The sequence below is a fragment of the Kitasatospora albolonga genome, from assembly GCA_002082585.1.
Classification (GTDB): Bacteria; Actinomycetota; Actinomycetes; order Streptomycetales; family Streptomycetaceae; genus Streptomyces; species Streptomyces stephensoniae.
This window is the reverse complement of sequence record CP020563.1, coordinates 5,234,228-5,246,367: the sequence shown is the minus strand read 5'-3', so window position 1 is coordinate 5,246,367 and position 12,140 is coordinate 5,234,228. Positions and strand designations below refer to the sequence as shown.

At 71.1% G+C, this 12,140-nt stretch carries 13 protein-coding genes; 4 read left to right on the top strand and 9 right to left on the bottom strand.

Going from position 1 to position 12,140, the window contains the following annotated elements:
* Positions 1-20: 20 nt before the first annotated feature.
* Together B7C62_23300 and B7C62_23295 are read right to left on the bottom strand one after the other, a co-directional pair.
* Entirely contained in the window at positions 21-230 is a 210-nt protein-coding gene (locus B7C62_23300; GenBank protein ARF74836.1) for a DUF397 domain-containing protein, read from the bottom strand.
* Positions 230-1,114, bottom strand: coding sequence for a transcriptional regulator (locus B7C62_23295; protein ARF74835.1), 885 nt, complete (start codon positions 1,112-1,114; stop codon positions 230-232). The genes B7C62_23300 and B7C62_23295 overlap by 1 nt, the downstream gene beginning before the upstream one ends.
* 215 nt (positions 1,115-1,329) lie before the next feature.
* Between B7C62_23295 and B7C62_23290 the strand changes: the two genes are divergently transcribed.
* Together B7C62_23290 and B7C62_23285 are read left to right on the top strand one after the other, a co-directional pair.
* Entirely contained in the window at positions 1,330-1,650 is a 321-nt protein-coding gene (locus tag B7C62_23290; GenBank protein ID ARF74834.1) for a hypothetical protein, read from the top strand.
* Complete coding sequence (locus B7C62_23285; protein ID ARF74833.1) at positions 1,647-2,207, top strand: ATP-binding protein; 561 nt, start codon at positions 1,647-1,649, stop codon at positions 2,205-2,207. The genes B7C62_23290 and B7C62_23285 overlap by 4 nt, the downstream gene beginning before the upstream one ends.
* Positions 2,208-2,326: 119 nt before the next feature.
* Here the strand turns inward: B7C62_23285 and B7C62_23280 are convergent, their stop codons facing one another.
* Both B7C62_23280 and B7C62_23275 read right to left on the bottom strand, forming a co-directional pair.
* On the bottom strand, positions 2,327-3,604 hold the full coding sequence (locus B7C62_23280; GenBank protein ARF74832.1) for a hypothetical protein: 1,278 nt from the start codon (positions 3,602-3,604) through the stop codon (positions 2,327-2,329).
* Positions 3,605-3,841: 237 nt separating this feature from the next.
* A complete protein-coding gene (locus B7C62_23275; protein ID ARF77340.1) occupies positions 3,842-4,249 on the bottom strand; it encodes a hypothetical protein in 408 nt (135 codons plus the stop codon).
* Positions 4,250-4,402: 153 nt separating this feature from the next.
* Here B7C62_23275 and B7C62_23270 point away from each other — a divergent pair, with 153 nt between their 5' ends.
* Positions 4,403-4,690 carry a hypothetical protein gene (locus B7C62_23270; protein ID ARF74831.1) on the top strand — a complete coding sequence of 96 codons (288 nt, stop codon included), beginning with the start codon at positions 4,403-4,405 and terminating at the stop codon, positions 4,688-4,690.
* Between the two features lie 64 nt (positions 4,691-4,754).
* Here the strand turns inward: B7C62_23270 and B7C62_23265 are convergent, their stop codons facing one another.
* Positions 4,755-6,305 (bottom strand): histidine ammonia-lyase, encoded by a 1,551-nt coding sequence (locus tag B7C62_23265; GenBank protein ID ARF74830.1) that lies wholly within the window; start codon positions 6,303-6,305, stop codon positions 4,755-4,757.
* A 192-nt stretch (positions 6,306-6,497) separates the two neighbouring features.
* On the opposite strand from B7C62_23265, the gene B7C62_23260 reads away from it, so the two are divergent.
* Positions 6,498-7,247: a translation initiation factor IF-2 gene (locus B7C62_23260; protein ARF74829.1), complete on the top strand. Its 750-nt coding sequence runs from the start codon at positions 6,498-6,500 to the stop codon at positions 7,245-7,247.
* Positions 7,248-7,309: 62 nt separating this feature from the next.
* Here B7C62_23260 and B7C62_23255 read toward each other — a convergent pair whose 3' ends face one another.
* The 4 genes from B7C62_23255 to B7C62_23240 all read right to left on the bottom strand — a co-directional run bounded on the left by B7C62_23255 (position 7,310) and on the right by B7C62_23240 (position 11,946).
* Complete coding sequence (locus B7C62_23255) at positions 7,310-8,464, bottom strand: diguanylate cyclase (protein ID ARF74828.1); 1,155 nt, start codon at positions 8,462-8,464, stop codon at positions 7,310-7,312.
* A gap of 97 nt (positions 8,465-8,561) precedes the next feature.
* Positions 8,562-9,374: an enoyl-CoA hydratase gene (locus B7C62_23250; protein ARF74827.1), complete on the bottom strand. Its 813-nt coding sequence runs from the start codon at positions 9,372-9,374 to the stop codon at positions 8,562-8,564.
* Between the two features lie 198 nt (positions 9,375-9,572).
* On the bottom strand, positions 9,573-10,775 hold the full coding sequence (locus tag B7C62_23245) for an adenylate/guanylate cyclase domain-containing protein (GenBank protein ID ARF74826.1): 1,203 nt from the start codon (positions 10,773-10,775) through the stop codon (positions 9,573-9,575).
* Positions 10,776-11,073: 298 nt separating this feature from the next.
* Positions 11,074-11,946, bottom strand: a complete 873-nt coding sequence (locus tag B7C62_23240; protein ID ARF74825.1) for a biotin--[acetyl-CoA-carboxylase] ligase — start codon at positions 11,944-11,946, stop codon at positions 11,074-11,076.
* Positions 11,947-12,140 lie beyond the last annotated feature (194 nt).

The following is a 12,140-nucleotide window of genomic DNA, read 5'->3' as shown; positions in this document are numbered from 1 at the left end:
GTGGTGTGCGGGGGCTCGTCCTACGCCCGCTTGAACTCGCCGTCCACGACGCCGCCCTCGAACGCGGCCCACTCGCCGGAGGTGAAGACGAGAGCCGGGCCGTCGCCCCGGTCCTTGCTGTCGCGCATGGCCACGCGGCCGTCGCCGAGGAACGCGACCTCGACGCAGGTGGCGTTGTTCTGCGAGCGGCTGGACTTACGCCATACCGCGCCCGTCAGATCTGCGCTCATCATCGGGAAAACTCCTTTGCCGCTTGCCGAAGAATGTTCTGGGTGCCCTGGTGATCCAGGGCGGCACCCCAGAGGGAAGTGAACGCCCCGTCGTACCGCTCGATCTCCTGCGGCTTGTCGAGGTACAGATCACCGGTGAAGCCCTCCATGTAGACGGTGGGCGGCTCCATCGGTTGCCCGTCACCGTTGACAGGGAAGCGCAAGAGGGTGAACGGCCCCGACACGAGGCCATAGTGCAGGCCCGCCGAGAACGGTACGACCCGCAGTGAGACGTTCGGCAGGTCCATCGTCTCCGCCAGGCGGTGCAGCTGGCGAGCCATTACCTCGCCTCCGCCGACCGGCTGACGGAGCACCGCTTCACCAAGCACCAACTCCAAGGTGGGCGGGCTGGTCACCCTGGTCAGCAACTCCTGGCGCGCCATGCGGACATGTACCCGTCGCTCGATCTCGTCGCGGTCCACTCCATGGGTGCCTTCCCGGATCAGCGCTCGCGCGTAGTCCTCCGTCTGTACCAGCCCCGGCACCAGGTCCTTGATGTACTGACGCAGGCTGGCTGCCGCCCCTTCCAGTCCGATGAAGAGGTCGAAGCCCTCCGGGATCACGTCACCGTAAGCGTGCCACCACCCCCGGTTCTTGGTCTCCTTGGCGAGCCCCATCAGGCCCTTGGTCAACTCGGCGTCAGCGCCGTACGCACGGCACATGGCCTCAACATCCAGGCTGCGCATGGACGTTTGGCCCGTCTCGATGCGCCAGATCTTCTGGTCCGACCACTCCAGGGCCGTCGACGCCGCACGCACGGTCAGCCGCGCGCGGTTGCGCAGCTCACGTAAATGTCGCCCCAGTTGACGGCGGGGCACGGTCGAACCACTTGCTGCTTCCACCACTTGATGCGCCTCCGATCTGCAACCCAACCTACATCCGGAATGGAACCCCGAGTATCCCTGATTTGAAATAGGGGATGTTTGTTCGAGAAATCGAATTCCAGATTTCCAATCTGGAGTGTTGCACATTCGAATAATCCAGTGCTTCACTCGGTGACCCACAGAGCTCTTGCGAGCACTCCATGTGATCGCAGGCATGGCGAGGGGACCCCCGTTCGATGAACCCGTTGATCTTTGGCTACATGCGCGTGCCCGACGGCATGAGCGACGAGGAGGCCAAGCAGAAACAGGACGACCTCAGCACCTACGCCGAAGGCAACGGCTTCCACCTGGCGATCGTGTTCTACGAGTACGTGCCGGGGGCGCAGTCGGCGTTCACGGAGTTAGTCGAAGCGGTCAGGCGCGCCGAGGCGAAGCAGGTGGTCGTGCCGTCCTACCGGGAGCTGGCGCTCAACCGGTCGCTCCAGGACGCCATGCTCACGCACCTCTTCTACGCCACGGGCGGCGCGGTGGTCGTCAGCCTGGAGGACGGCTCGTGACCGGCCGGGAGCCGCCGTACCGGCCGCAGAGTGTGCGCTTCGTCGACCAGCTCTCGCTGACCGCCGCGCGTTCCTCCGTATCGGCGTCGCGTCACTTCCTGCGGCTGGCTCTGGCCAAATGGCAGGCGGCGGCAGTCGAGGACGATGTCCTTCTGATCGCCTCGGAGCTGGTGACCAATGCCGTCACCGTCACCGGGGAACTGGCGGAGAGCCCGACGTGGGCGGAGCTGGAGGGGCTCGGCCTCGTTCACGTCCGGCTGGTCGGCCTGCGGGACAGCGTCGTCGTCGAAGTGTGGGACGTGTCGGACGAGCCGCCCGTGCTCAAGCACGCCGACGATGACGCCGAGGGCGGGCGCGGTCTCTTCCTCGTACAGCGGCTGGCGTCGCGCTGGGGTTCCTACCGCACGGCGGGCGCGAAGGTGGTGTGGGCCGAGCTGGCGGCCCGGCCGCCGCTCCCGCGGCGCCAGGCGTCCGAGCGGTCGGTGGCGAGGCCGGTGGTCAGGCCCGATGTCGCATTCCTCCGGCGGGTGCTGCTGGGGCTGGACTCGGCGTTATGAGAGGCCCCGCACACGCCGAAGGCGGCGGCCCCCCAGGAATTCCGGGGAGCCGCCGCCTTCGGATGGGGACGGGGGTGGAGCGGGGAGAGAGGCGGGGAAACGGAGAAGAGGGGCCGGGATCAGGCGGCGGAGCCGGCCTTCCACTGGGCCCAGTCCATGTTCCAGCCGTTGAGGCCGTTGTCCGGCTTGATGGTCTTGTCCGGGGAGTTCTTGACGATGACCACGTCGCCGATGAGCGAGTTGTTGTAGAACCAGGCGCCCGGCGCGTTGGGGTCGTTCGCGCCCTTCACGTCGGCGAGGCCCACGCAGCCGTGGCTGGTGTTGGCGGTGCCGAAGATGCCCTTGCCCCAGTAGTTGCCGTGGATGAAGGTGCCCGAGGTGGACAGGCGCATCGCGTGCGGCACGTCCTTGATGTCGTACTCGCCCTTGCCGTCGTCGTCGGTGAAGCCGACGGTGGCGCCGTTCATCCGGGTCTCCTTGTACTTCTCGGAGATCACCATCTGACCGTTGTACGTGGGGGTCTCGGGGGAGCCGGCGGAGATCGGGATGGTCTTGATCGTCTTGCCGTCCCGCGTGACCGTCATCATCTTGGTCTTCGCGTCGACGGTGGAGACCTGGTTACGGCCGACCTTGAACGTGACCGTCTTCTGCTGCACGCCGTACACGCCGTCGGCGCCCTCGACGCCGTCCAGCGCGAGCTTCAGGGTGATGGTGGAGCCGCCCTGCCAGTAGCTCTCCGGGCGCAGGTCCAGGCGCTGGCTGTTGAACCAGTGGCCGACGACCTCCTGGCCGCTGCTGGAGGTCACGGTGATACCGGCCTGGACGGCCTTCTTGTCCGTGATCGGCTTGTTGAAGTTGATCGAGACGGGCATCCCGACGCCGACGGTGGAGCCGTCCTCGGGGGTGAAGTTCCCGATGAAGCTGTTGTCGGGCGAGACGGTGGTGAAGGAGCTGTTCTCGTGGGCCTGGCGGCCCTTCGCGTCCTCGGCCGTCGCGACGATCTTGTACGTGGTGGAGCGCTGGAGCTGCCCCGACGGCTTCCAGCTGGAGCCGTCGGCCGCCAGCGTGCCCTCGACCGCCTTGCCGTCCGCCGAGGTCATGGTGACCTCGGTCAGCTTGCCCTCCTTGACGGAGATCTGGGCGGCGTTGTTGATGCTGGCGTTGGTCGAGCCGTTCTTCGGCTCGATCGCTATCTGGGCCTCGGACGCGTCCTCGGCCGCGGCCTTGTCCACCTCCTGGGCCTGTGACGCCTCCGAACTCCCGGCGCTCGGCTTCGCCGCCGCGCCCTTGTCCCCGTCGTCGCTACAGGCCGAAAGCACCAGCACGCCGCCGAGCAGTGCGGACACGGCCGCGAGGCCCCTGCGCCGCTTGCTGTCCGTCATCACACGCTTCTCCATCGTTGCCGATTCCCCAAAAATCCCCGGACGGGGCTGCCAGGCGGCGATTCCCCGTCAATGTTCCAAGAACACCCGGAGCGGGCGCTCCGTTCCACATCCGCCGGGGATGTGGGGAACACCACTCATCGACGCGGTCGGGACGGCGGTGGTTCCCGCCGCCGGGGGCGGATGCGGAACCGCCGCACAGCGCGGCCCCGGTCCGCGGTGAAGCGGGGCCGGGGCCGGTGTTCTCACACGTCAGACCCGCTGCGCGAGGTCACCGTCCTCGCCGTCGTTCTTCCCATTGTGCGCGACGCCGTCGCCGTACCCCTCCTCGTCGCCCCCGGCCCCGTCCAGGTACGGGCCGTCCTCGTCGTCCTCCTCATCGTCGTCCCAGCCCTCCGCGTCGGGGTCGTAGTCGATGCTCTCGCTGCTCCAGGAAGCCTGCGCGAGCTCGACCCCGGGCACCTCGCTGACCAGGTCGAAGGGGTCGACCAGCGAGGCGAGGGCCTCAGCTCCGTCTGCCCGGACGGTGGCCTCGGCATGCATCCGCTCCTCGGCCGTGTCGCTCTCGGTGATACCCGATACGGGTTCCCCGTACTCGGCGGCGATGGATTCGAGGGCGGTACCGGTGAGGGCGTCGAGGTCGGTGACCTCCAGCACCATCTCCACGCGAAGTCGAACAAACCTGGATGTCTCTTCTGTGCTCATGCTCCGGAGCGTAGGGCTCGGGGAGGCCGCGACTTTCCTCCGACCCGCTGCTTTGCTTAGCATCGATCCACGGGGCTAACTCACGGTTGTTGCAAGGGGATCGAAACTGTGTCCGTCACTCGTCGCACACTCCTGACCGCCTCCGCCGCAGGGACGCTGCTGGCCGCTCTCTGGTTCGTCCCGTCGGCCAACGCCACTGTCGAGACCGCCCCGAACGCAGCGCGGCAGGCTGCCGTCGCCACCGCCCAGGACGACACCTCCGGCCCGCAGCTCGCCGAGACCGGGCCGGGCGTCGACACCACCCCGTATCTGATCGGCGGCACGGCGCTGCTGGGCCTGGGCGCGGGCTTCGTCACCTACTCGGTACGCCGTTCCGGGCCCCGCCCGGCGGCCTGAGGACACGGGAAAGGGCTGTCGCACCCCCCGATGCGGCAGCCCTTTCCGTACGTACGGGACCGGCTCAGGCCAGCGGCCCCGTGACCGGCTCCACCGCCGCCACCAGACGCCCTTCGCGTACGAACGTGTCGGCGGCGGCCAGGTCCGGCGCCAGGAAGCGGTCCGGGCCCGGTCCCTCCGCCCCGGCCTCCCGCAGCGCGGCCACGGCGGCCTGCGAGGCGGGGGCGGGCGTGAGGCCCTCGGCGGCCCGGATCTCCACGGCGCGGGTGGCCGCGTACAGCTCGACGGCGACGATCCGGGTGAGGTTGTCCACGGCAGTACGGAGCTTGCGCGCGGCCGACCAGCCCATGGAGACGTGATCCTCCTGCATCGCGGAGGACGGGATGGAGTCGGCGGAGGCGGGCACCGCGAGCCGCTTCATCTCGCTGACCAGGGCGGCCTGCGTGTACTGGGCGATCATCAGCCCCGAGTCGACCCCGGCGTCGTCCGCGAGGAACGGCGGCAGCCCGTGCGAGCGGTGCTTGTCGAGGAGACGGTCGGTGCGGCGCTCGCAGATCGAGCCGAGGTCGGCGGCGACGATGGCGAGGAAGTCCAGGACGTACGCGACGGGCGCGCCGTGGAAGTTGCCGTTGGACTCGACCCGGCCGTCGGGCAGCACCACCGGGTTGTCCACGGACGAGGCCAGCTCGCGGCCCGCGACCACGGCCGCGTAGTCCAGGGTGTCGCGGCCCGCGCCGTTGACCTGGGGGGCGCAGCGTACGGAGTAGGCGTCCTGGACCCGGGGCGCGTCGTCCTGGTGATGGCCCGTCAGCCCCGAACCGGCCAGCACCCGCAGCATGTTGTCCGCGCTGACGCCCTGGCCCGGGTGCGGGCGGATGGCGTGCAGCTCGGGGGCCAGCACCTTGTCCGTGCCGAGCAGCGCCTCCAGGGTGAGGGCGGCGGTGATGTCGGCGGAGGTGTAGAGGTTACGGAGGTCGGCGAGGGCCATGACGAGCATGCCGAGCATCCCGTCGGTGCCGTTGAGGAGGGCGAGGCCCTCCTTCTCGCGCAGCTCCACCGGGGTGATCCCGTGCGCGGCGAGCAGCTCGCCCGCCGGGCGGACCGTGCCGTCGGGGCCCTCCGCCTCGCCCTCGCCCATCAGGGTGAGCGCACAGTGCGAGAGGGGCGCGAGGTCGCCGGAGCAGCCGAGCGAGCCGTACTCGTGGACGACGGGCGTGATCCCCGCATTGAGCACGTCCGCCATGGTCTGCGCGACCTCGGGGCGTACGCCGGTGTGGCCGGAGGCGACCGTCTTGAGCCGGAGGAACATCAGCGCGCGCACGACCTCGCGCTCGACGCGGGGGCCCATGCCCGCCGCGTGCGAGCGGACGATGTTGCGCTGGAGCTGGGCACGGAGCTCGGTGCTGATGTGGCGGCTGGCGAGGGCGCCGAAGCCGGTGGAGACGCCGTAGACCGGCTCCGGCTTTGCGGCGAGCGCGTCCACGATGAGGCGGGAGGCGGCCAGCGCGTCCACGGCGACGGCGGAGAGCTCGACCCGGGCACCGTGGCGGGCCACGGCGACGACGTCCTCGGCGGTGGTTCCGGACGTCCCCACCACGACAGTGTGCATATCCATATTCAGCAGCGTACGGATTGAAAACCGCTATGTCACTAGTCGTCGAGGAGAGGGACCCTTACCGCCCCTCGGCGCTCACGGCCCGGCCCGTGGTCCGCCCGCAGTCCGCTCGCAGTGAACGGACGGCCATCCGGGCCGGTCTGAGTAGGTGAGCGGATTGCCCGCCGCGCGCCCTACCGGAAAGCTGCACGTATGCGACGACTCCTGCTGCCCGTACCGCTGTTGATCGCCCCGTTACTCCTGTTCACCGCCGGCTGCGGAGGGTTACCGTCCGCCGAGGGCAAGGCGTCGGACGCCGCACGCGATGTGGCCAGGAAGGCCGGTGAACGCCTTGACGGCCCACGTCCGCGCACGGCGGAGGAGGTCGGACACTCGGCCTCCGGTATCGACGGGGTGGAGGTGTTGCGGGTGACGGGTACCTCGACCCACGAGGGGGACGGCATCGGCCTGGTCGTCCGCACCTCCGGTACGGCGTACGGGCAGAGGCGCGACCGCGAGCCGGTCACCGTGCTGCGCTGCTTCTCGGTGCGAGTCTCCCCCGCATCGGAGTGGGGTGAGGACCCCCCTGCCGTGGACTGCCCGGACGGCCCTCCGCTGACCTTCGCCCCGCCGCCCGAACCGCCCCCTCTGCCCTACGAGGAGCTTCGCGCGAAACTTCCCCGGGTACCGGAGGGCGGGCGGGTGGACGAGGCCGGGATACGCCGTACGCTCGCCGCCCTGGATCTGGACCGGGCGATACGTACCGAGGTGAAGGCGGACAACGGCCGGGTCGGCATCCTCATGTCCCTGAAGAGCAACGGCCACGACCCGCAGGACTGCCTGGTCGCCCATGTGCGCCCCGGCGTCACCGAGGTGTGGGTGCCGTCCCGTGTCCAGCGGATGCCCGGGGAGGGCGGGTGCAGCATCGGCAACGCCCTGGAGCCGTTGGCCCCACCGCACTGAGCCGACTCCGCACCGCACATCCCGGCCGCACCGCACACTCCGACCGCACCGCACACTCCCGCTCACGGCCGGTTGCCGCGCAGTCTGCGCCGGTCGTGCGCGGACTTCGGCGGGGAGTCGGCCAGCCGGATCACCTCGCCGTCCCGCCCGGCCACCACCGGGCGCGGCGAACGGGCGGCCTTGGCCCGGTACTGCGCCGCGTCCGCCAGCCGGAACAGCCGGCGGGCCGAGCGCACCGGCCCGATCGGGTCGCCGGTCGACGCGACCCCGCAGGCCACCCCGTTGCCGAGCTCGATCACCGCCGCCCGGTCGCACAGCTCGGTGGCCACCCCCACCACGTCGTCGGCCGGGGGCCCGTCCGCGAGCAGGCAGAACTCGTCGCCGCCGAGCCGGGCGGCCAGCGCGTCCGGGAGCATCGCCCCGCAGAGGGAGAGCACCGAGCCGAAACGTTCCAGCAGTCGGTCGCCGACCGCGTGGCCATGGGTGTCGTTCACCGTCTTGAGGCCGTTCAGATCGCAGACGACGAGGCTGACGACGACCCCGGCGGTGCGGTGCGCCTCGATCGCCTCGTCCAGGCGGATATCGACGGCCCGGCGGTTGGCGAGGCCGGTCAGCGGGTCGGTGAAGGCGAGCTTCCGGACCTCCTCCAGCCGCTCGGTCTGGGCGATCCCGGAGGCCACGACAGCGGCCAGCACGGTCGCGAAGTTGGCGTCGTCCCGGTCGAAGACCGGCTTCCCCGCCTGCCGCGCCACGTACAGCTCGCCCCAGGCCCGCCCGTGCAGCACGATCGGGGCCACCACACAGCAGCCCCGCCCGCGCCGCCGCAGGGCCACCACCCGCTGGTGGCAGTACGGACGGGCGCCGCGCGCCGGGCCGCCCGCGCCGGGCAGGCCGTCGGCGGTCTCCACCCAGGCGTCGGGCTCACCGCCGCCCGCCCAGCGCTCGTGCAGGAACTCGGTGATCTCCGGGAACTCGTGTACGGGGTACGCCTCCTCCTCGGGGAACTCCTCCTCCCCCTCCGCCCGCTGCCCCGCGTTCACCAGGACCCGCAGCCTGCCCCGGTCCCGCTCCCACACGGAGAGCGCGGCGAAGCTGCCGCCCAGCGCCTCGCAGGCCCCGAGCGCGGCCGCCCGCCACGACTCACGCGGTGTGTAGGCCGCGGCCATCGTCTGCGCCAGCGCAACCACGGCCCGCAGCCGGGCATCCTCTTCAGCCATTCGTCCAGCTTATGTAGATTTGTTCCCTTTTGATCAGTTTGATGCGCAACTAATTTTCGGCGTCACGCGACGGGCGGCCCGGGGCACCCAGCAGGGGTCACTCACCCGGCCACCGCGGGCTCCGCTTCTCGTTGAACGCGGCCACGCCCTCCGCCCGGTCCCCGGAGAAGGCCACCGACCGCCAGGCAGCGTCCTCCACCTCCAGGCCCGCCCGCAGGTCCAGCCCGTGCCCCAGCCGGAGCGCCTTCTTGGCCGCACGCAGCCCGACCGGCGAGTTTGCGGCCATCCGGGCGCCGAGCGCGAGGGCCTCCTCCCGGTCCTGCCCCGCCGCCACCAGCTCGTCGACGAGCCCCAGCTCCCGCGCCTCGGCCGCCTCCACCCGCCGGGCGGTGAACACCAGCTCGGCGGCGCGGGCCGCACCCACCCGGCGCGGCAGCAGCTGCGTACCGCCGCCGCCGGGGATGACGCCCACCGACACCTCGGGCAGCCCGACCACGGCGGTGGCGTCGGCCACGATCACATCGCAGGCGAGGGCCAGTTCGAAGCCGCCGCCGAGGGCGAAGCCGTGCACGGCGGCGATCGTCGGCATCGGCAGCTCCAGGACCCCGGTGTAGGCGGCCCGGGCAGTGGGCCGCTGGCGTACCAGCTCGGCGTCCGTGAAGGAGTTCCGCTCCTTGAGGTCGGCGCCCACACAGAAGGCCCGCTCATGGCTGGAGGTGAGCACGGTGACCCGCACGTCCCGGTCGGCACCGAGCGCCTCGCAGGCGGCGGCGATGGAGCGGGCCATCTCGGTGGAGACGGCGTTCATGGCCTTGGGCCGGTCGAGCACCAGCTCGGCCACGTGCTCCCGGCCCTCGTGCCGCCGTACGGCGACGAACTCCCCGAACCGCTGCTCGGACGTGACGGTCATGGCTGCACCCCTGTCGGTCGACTGCCGGTTAACGAGCGTTACCCGGCAGGAATCCTAGACAGGCCACCCGGGAGACCGACAGGGACAGCAGGAATCGAGGACGCGGGACCGGAATCGGGGACGTACAAGACGGCAGGGACAGCAGGGACGGCAGGGACGGCAGGGACGGCAGAGAAGAAAAAGCGGGGTCGACCAAGCTCAGGACCCCGTCTTCCCCCGCCGCGCCAGCAGCCACGGCTCCACGACCCCGAGCCCGCGCACCGGCCGCTGCCACATCGGCTGGAGACCGAAGCGGTACGTGGGCAGCGGCGGCTCCTCGACCACCTCGCGGCCCTCCTTCTCCGCCAGCCGCGCCCGCTCGGCGGCGGCCGCGACCTCCTCGGCGGCCTGGGCCTCGGACTCCGGGGCGTCCCCGTGCCGGACCAGCTCCTTGGCGAACGCCCCGTCCACCAGGACGGCGTCCTTCGGGGCTATCGAGGTGAGGCGGCTGGCCAGGTTCACCGTGGTGCCGAAGACATCGCCCATGCGCGTGGTGACCGTGCCGAAGGCGATCCCGACGCGCAGGGAGGGCATCGCCTCGTCCTGGGACATCGCCTCGATCAGGCGGAGCGCTATCTCGGACGCCGTGCCCGCGTCGTCGGCGGCGAAGAGGACCTCGTCACCGAGGGTCTTGATGAGCCGTCCGCCGTGCGCGGCGACCAGGTCGGCGGCGGTCGTCTCGAAGGACTCGACCAGCTCGCCGAGCTCCTCCTCCTCAAGGCGACGGGTCAGCCGGGTGAAGCCGACGAGATCCGCGAAGCCGACGGCCAGGCGCCGGTCGACCATCTCGTCGTCGTCCGCCGCCTGCACGACCCGCCCGGTCGCGGCGGCCAGCTGGCGCCGCCACACGTAGACGAGGAACTCCTGGAGCTCCGGCAGCAACAGCTCGACCAGCGGATACGTGACTTCCGTACGGGTCATCCCCGGCTCGGGCGGCTCGGTGAGCCCCTCCAGGAACGAGTCGATCTGCCACTCCGCCAGCCGTGCGGTGGTCTGCCCGGTGGAGCGGGCCACCTGGATCGCCATCGGCTCGCTGAGCAGCCCCGCCTCCACCAGACCGGCGAGCCGGCGCAGGGCCAGCACATCGGCCTCGGTGAGCGCCTTGGCCTGGCCGATGTCGGCGAAGCCCATGGCCCGCCAGAACCGGGAGGCCAGATCCATCGAGACCCCGGCGGTACGGGCGGCCTGGAAGGGCGTGTAGCGGCGGTCCGCCCCGAGGATCAGCGCTTCGAGGCGGATCGCGAGGGGGTCGTCGGTCGGTTCGGCCGTGTGGTCGACCTCGTGATGCGGGGTGGCATGGACCGAGGAGTCCGACGGGGGCTGCTCCTCGCCCGCGCCGGACGTCGTGTCGCCGACGGTCACCAGCCGCCTCCTGCCCGTTCCCTGCGCACTGCCTGCCGATCTGTCGCTGATCGCCCGGACAAATGATCTGTCGCTGGATCGCCTCAACAATACGGCAGGTGTGCCCTAGCTCACGTCGTCGGTTGCCCGGTACGGGTGCGTCGCACGTGACATTTACCGGATACGCGGTATCGACCGGTACGGCCATCGGGTGGATACGGCGTACGCCAGGGGTCCGTCGGGGGCCGTCAGAGGGGCCCGCCGGGGCCTCCCGCACGCGCGTCCCGGCCCGGGCCCGGTCCCTCAGGTCGGCCGCCCCTCAGGTCAGCCCGCCCTCCGCGCCCCGCAGGTGCACGATGTCGCCCGCCGAGACCGGCTGCTGGAGCCCGTCCTCGGCGGAGAGCACAAGCCGCCCGTCACCATCGATCGCGACGGCCTCCCCGACCAGGGAGTTCCCGCCCGGCAGCTCGGCCCGTACGGTCCGGTCGAGCGTCGCGCACCCGGCCGCGTACGCCGCCTGGAGCCCGCTCGCCGCCGCGTCCCCGTCCGCCGCCTTCCACTCCCCGTACCAGTGCTCCAGCGACCGCAGGACGGCCCGCAGCAGGGTCTCCCGGTCGGTGGAGACGGCCCCGGCGAGGGCCAGCGAACCGGCGGTGGGGGCGGGGAGCTCGTCCGCGCGCAGCGAGACGTTGATGCCGAGGCCGACCACGATGCCGTCCCCGGCGAACTCGCCGAGGATGCCGCCCGCCTTGCGCTCCTCCCCCGCCACGGTGACCAGCAGGTCGTTGGGCCACTTGAGTGCCGTGTCGACGCCCGCCGCCTTGGCGAGGCCGGTCGCGGCGGCCACCCCGGCGAGCAGCGGCACCCACCCCCACCGCTCCACGGGCACGGCGTCGCCGGGCTCCAGGTAGACCGAGAGGAACAGCCCGGAGCGGGGCGGCGCGGTCCAGCTCCGCTCCAGCCTGCCGCGCCCGGCGGTCTGCTCCTCGGCGACCAGGACCGTGCCCTCGGGCAGATCGCCGGAGCGGGCCCGGTCCGCGAGGTCGGAGTTGGTCGAACCGGTGGTCTCCACGACCTCCAGCTCGCTCCAGAGACTGTCCGGCCGCAGCAGCCCGCGGCGCAGGGCGGTCACGTTCAGGGGCGGCCGGTCCAGGTCCGACCAGCGGTTGTGTGGCGCATCCGGTGGTGTCATGCAAGCCACCCTAGGTGTGGCAAAGGACGCACTGCCTTTCCGGAGACACGCCGATACCCTACGAGTCAGTAGTCGGAGAGTTACGTACGAGAGCCGCGTGACCCCGGGTTACGAGCCAGTAGCCGAAGAGCCGGACAGACGACCGCCCGTCCCCCCGTGACCATCACCGGTCGTCGTCCCCGTGACCAGGCAGG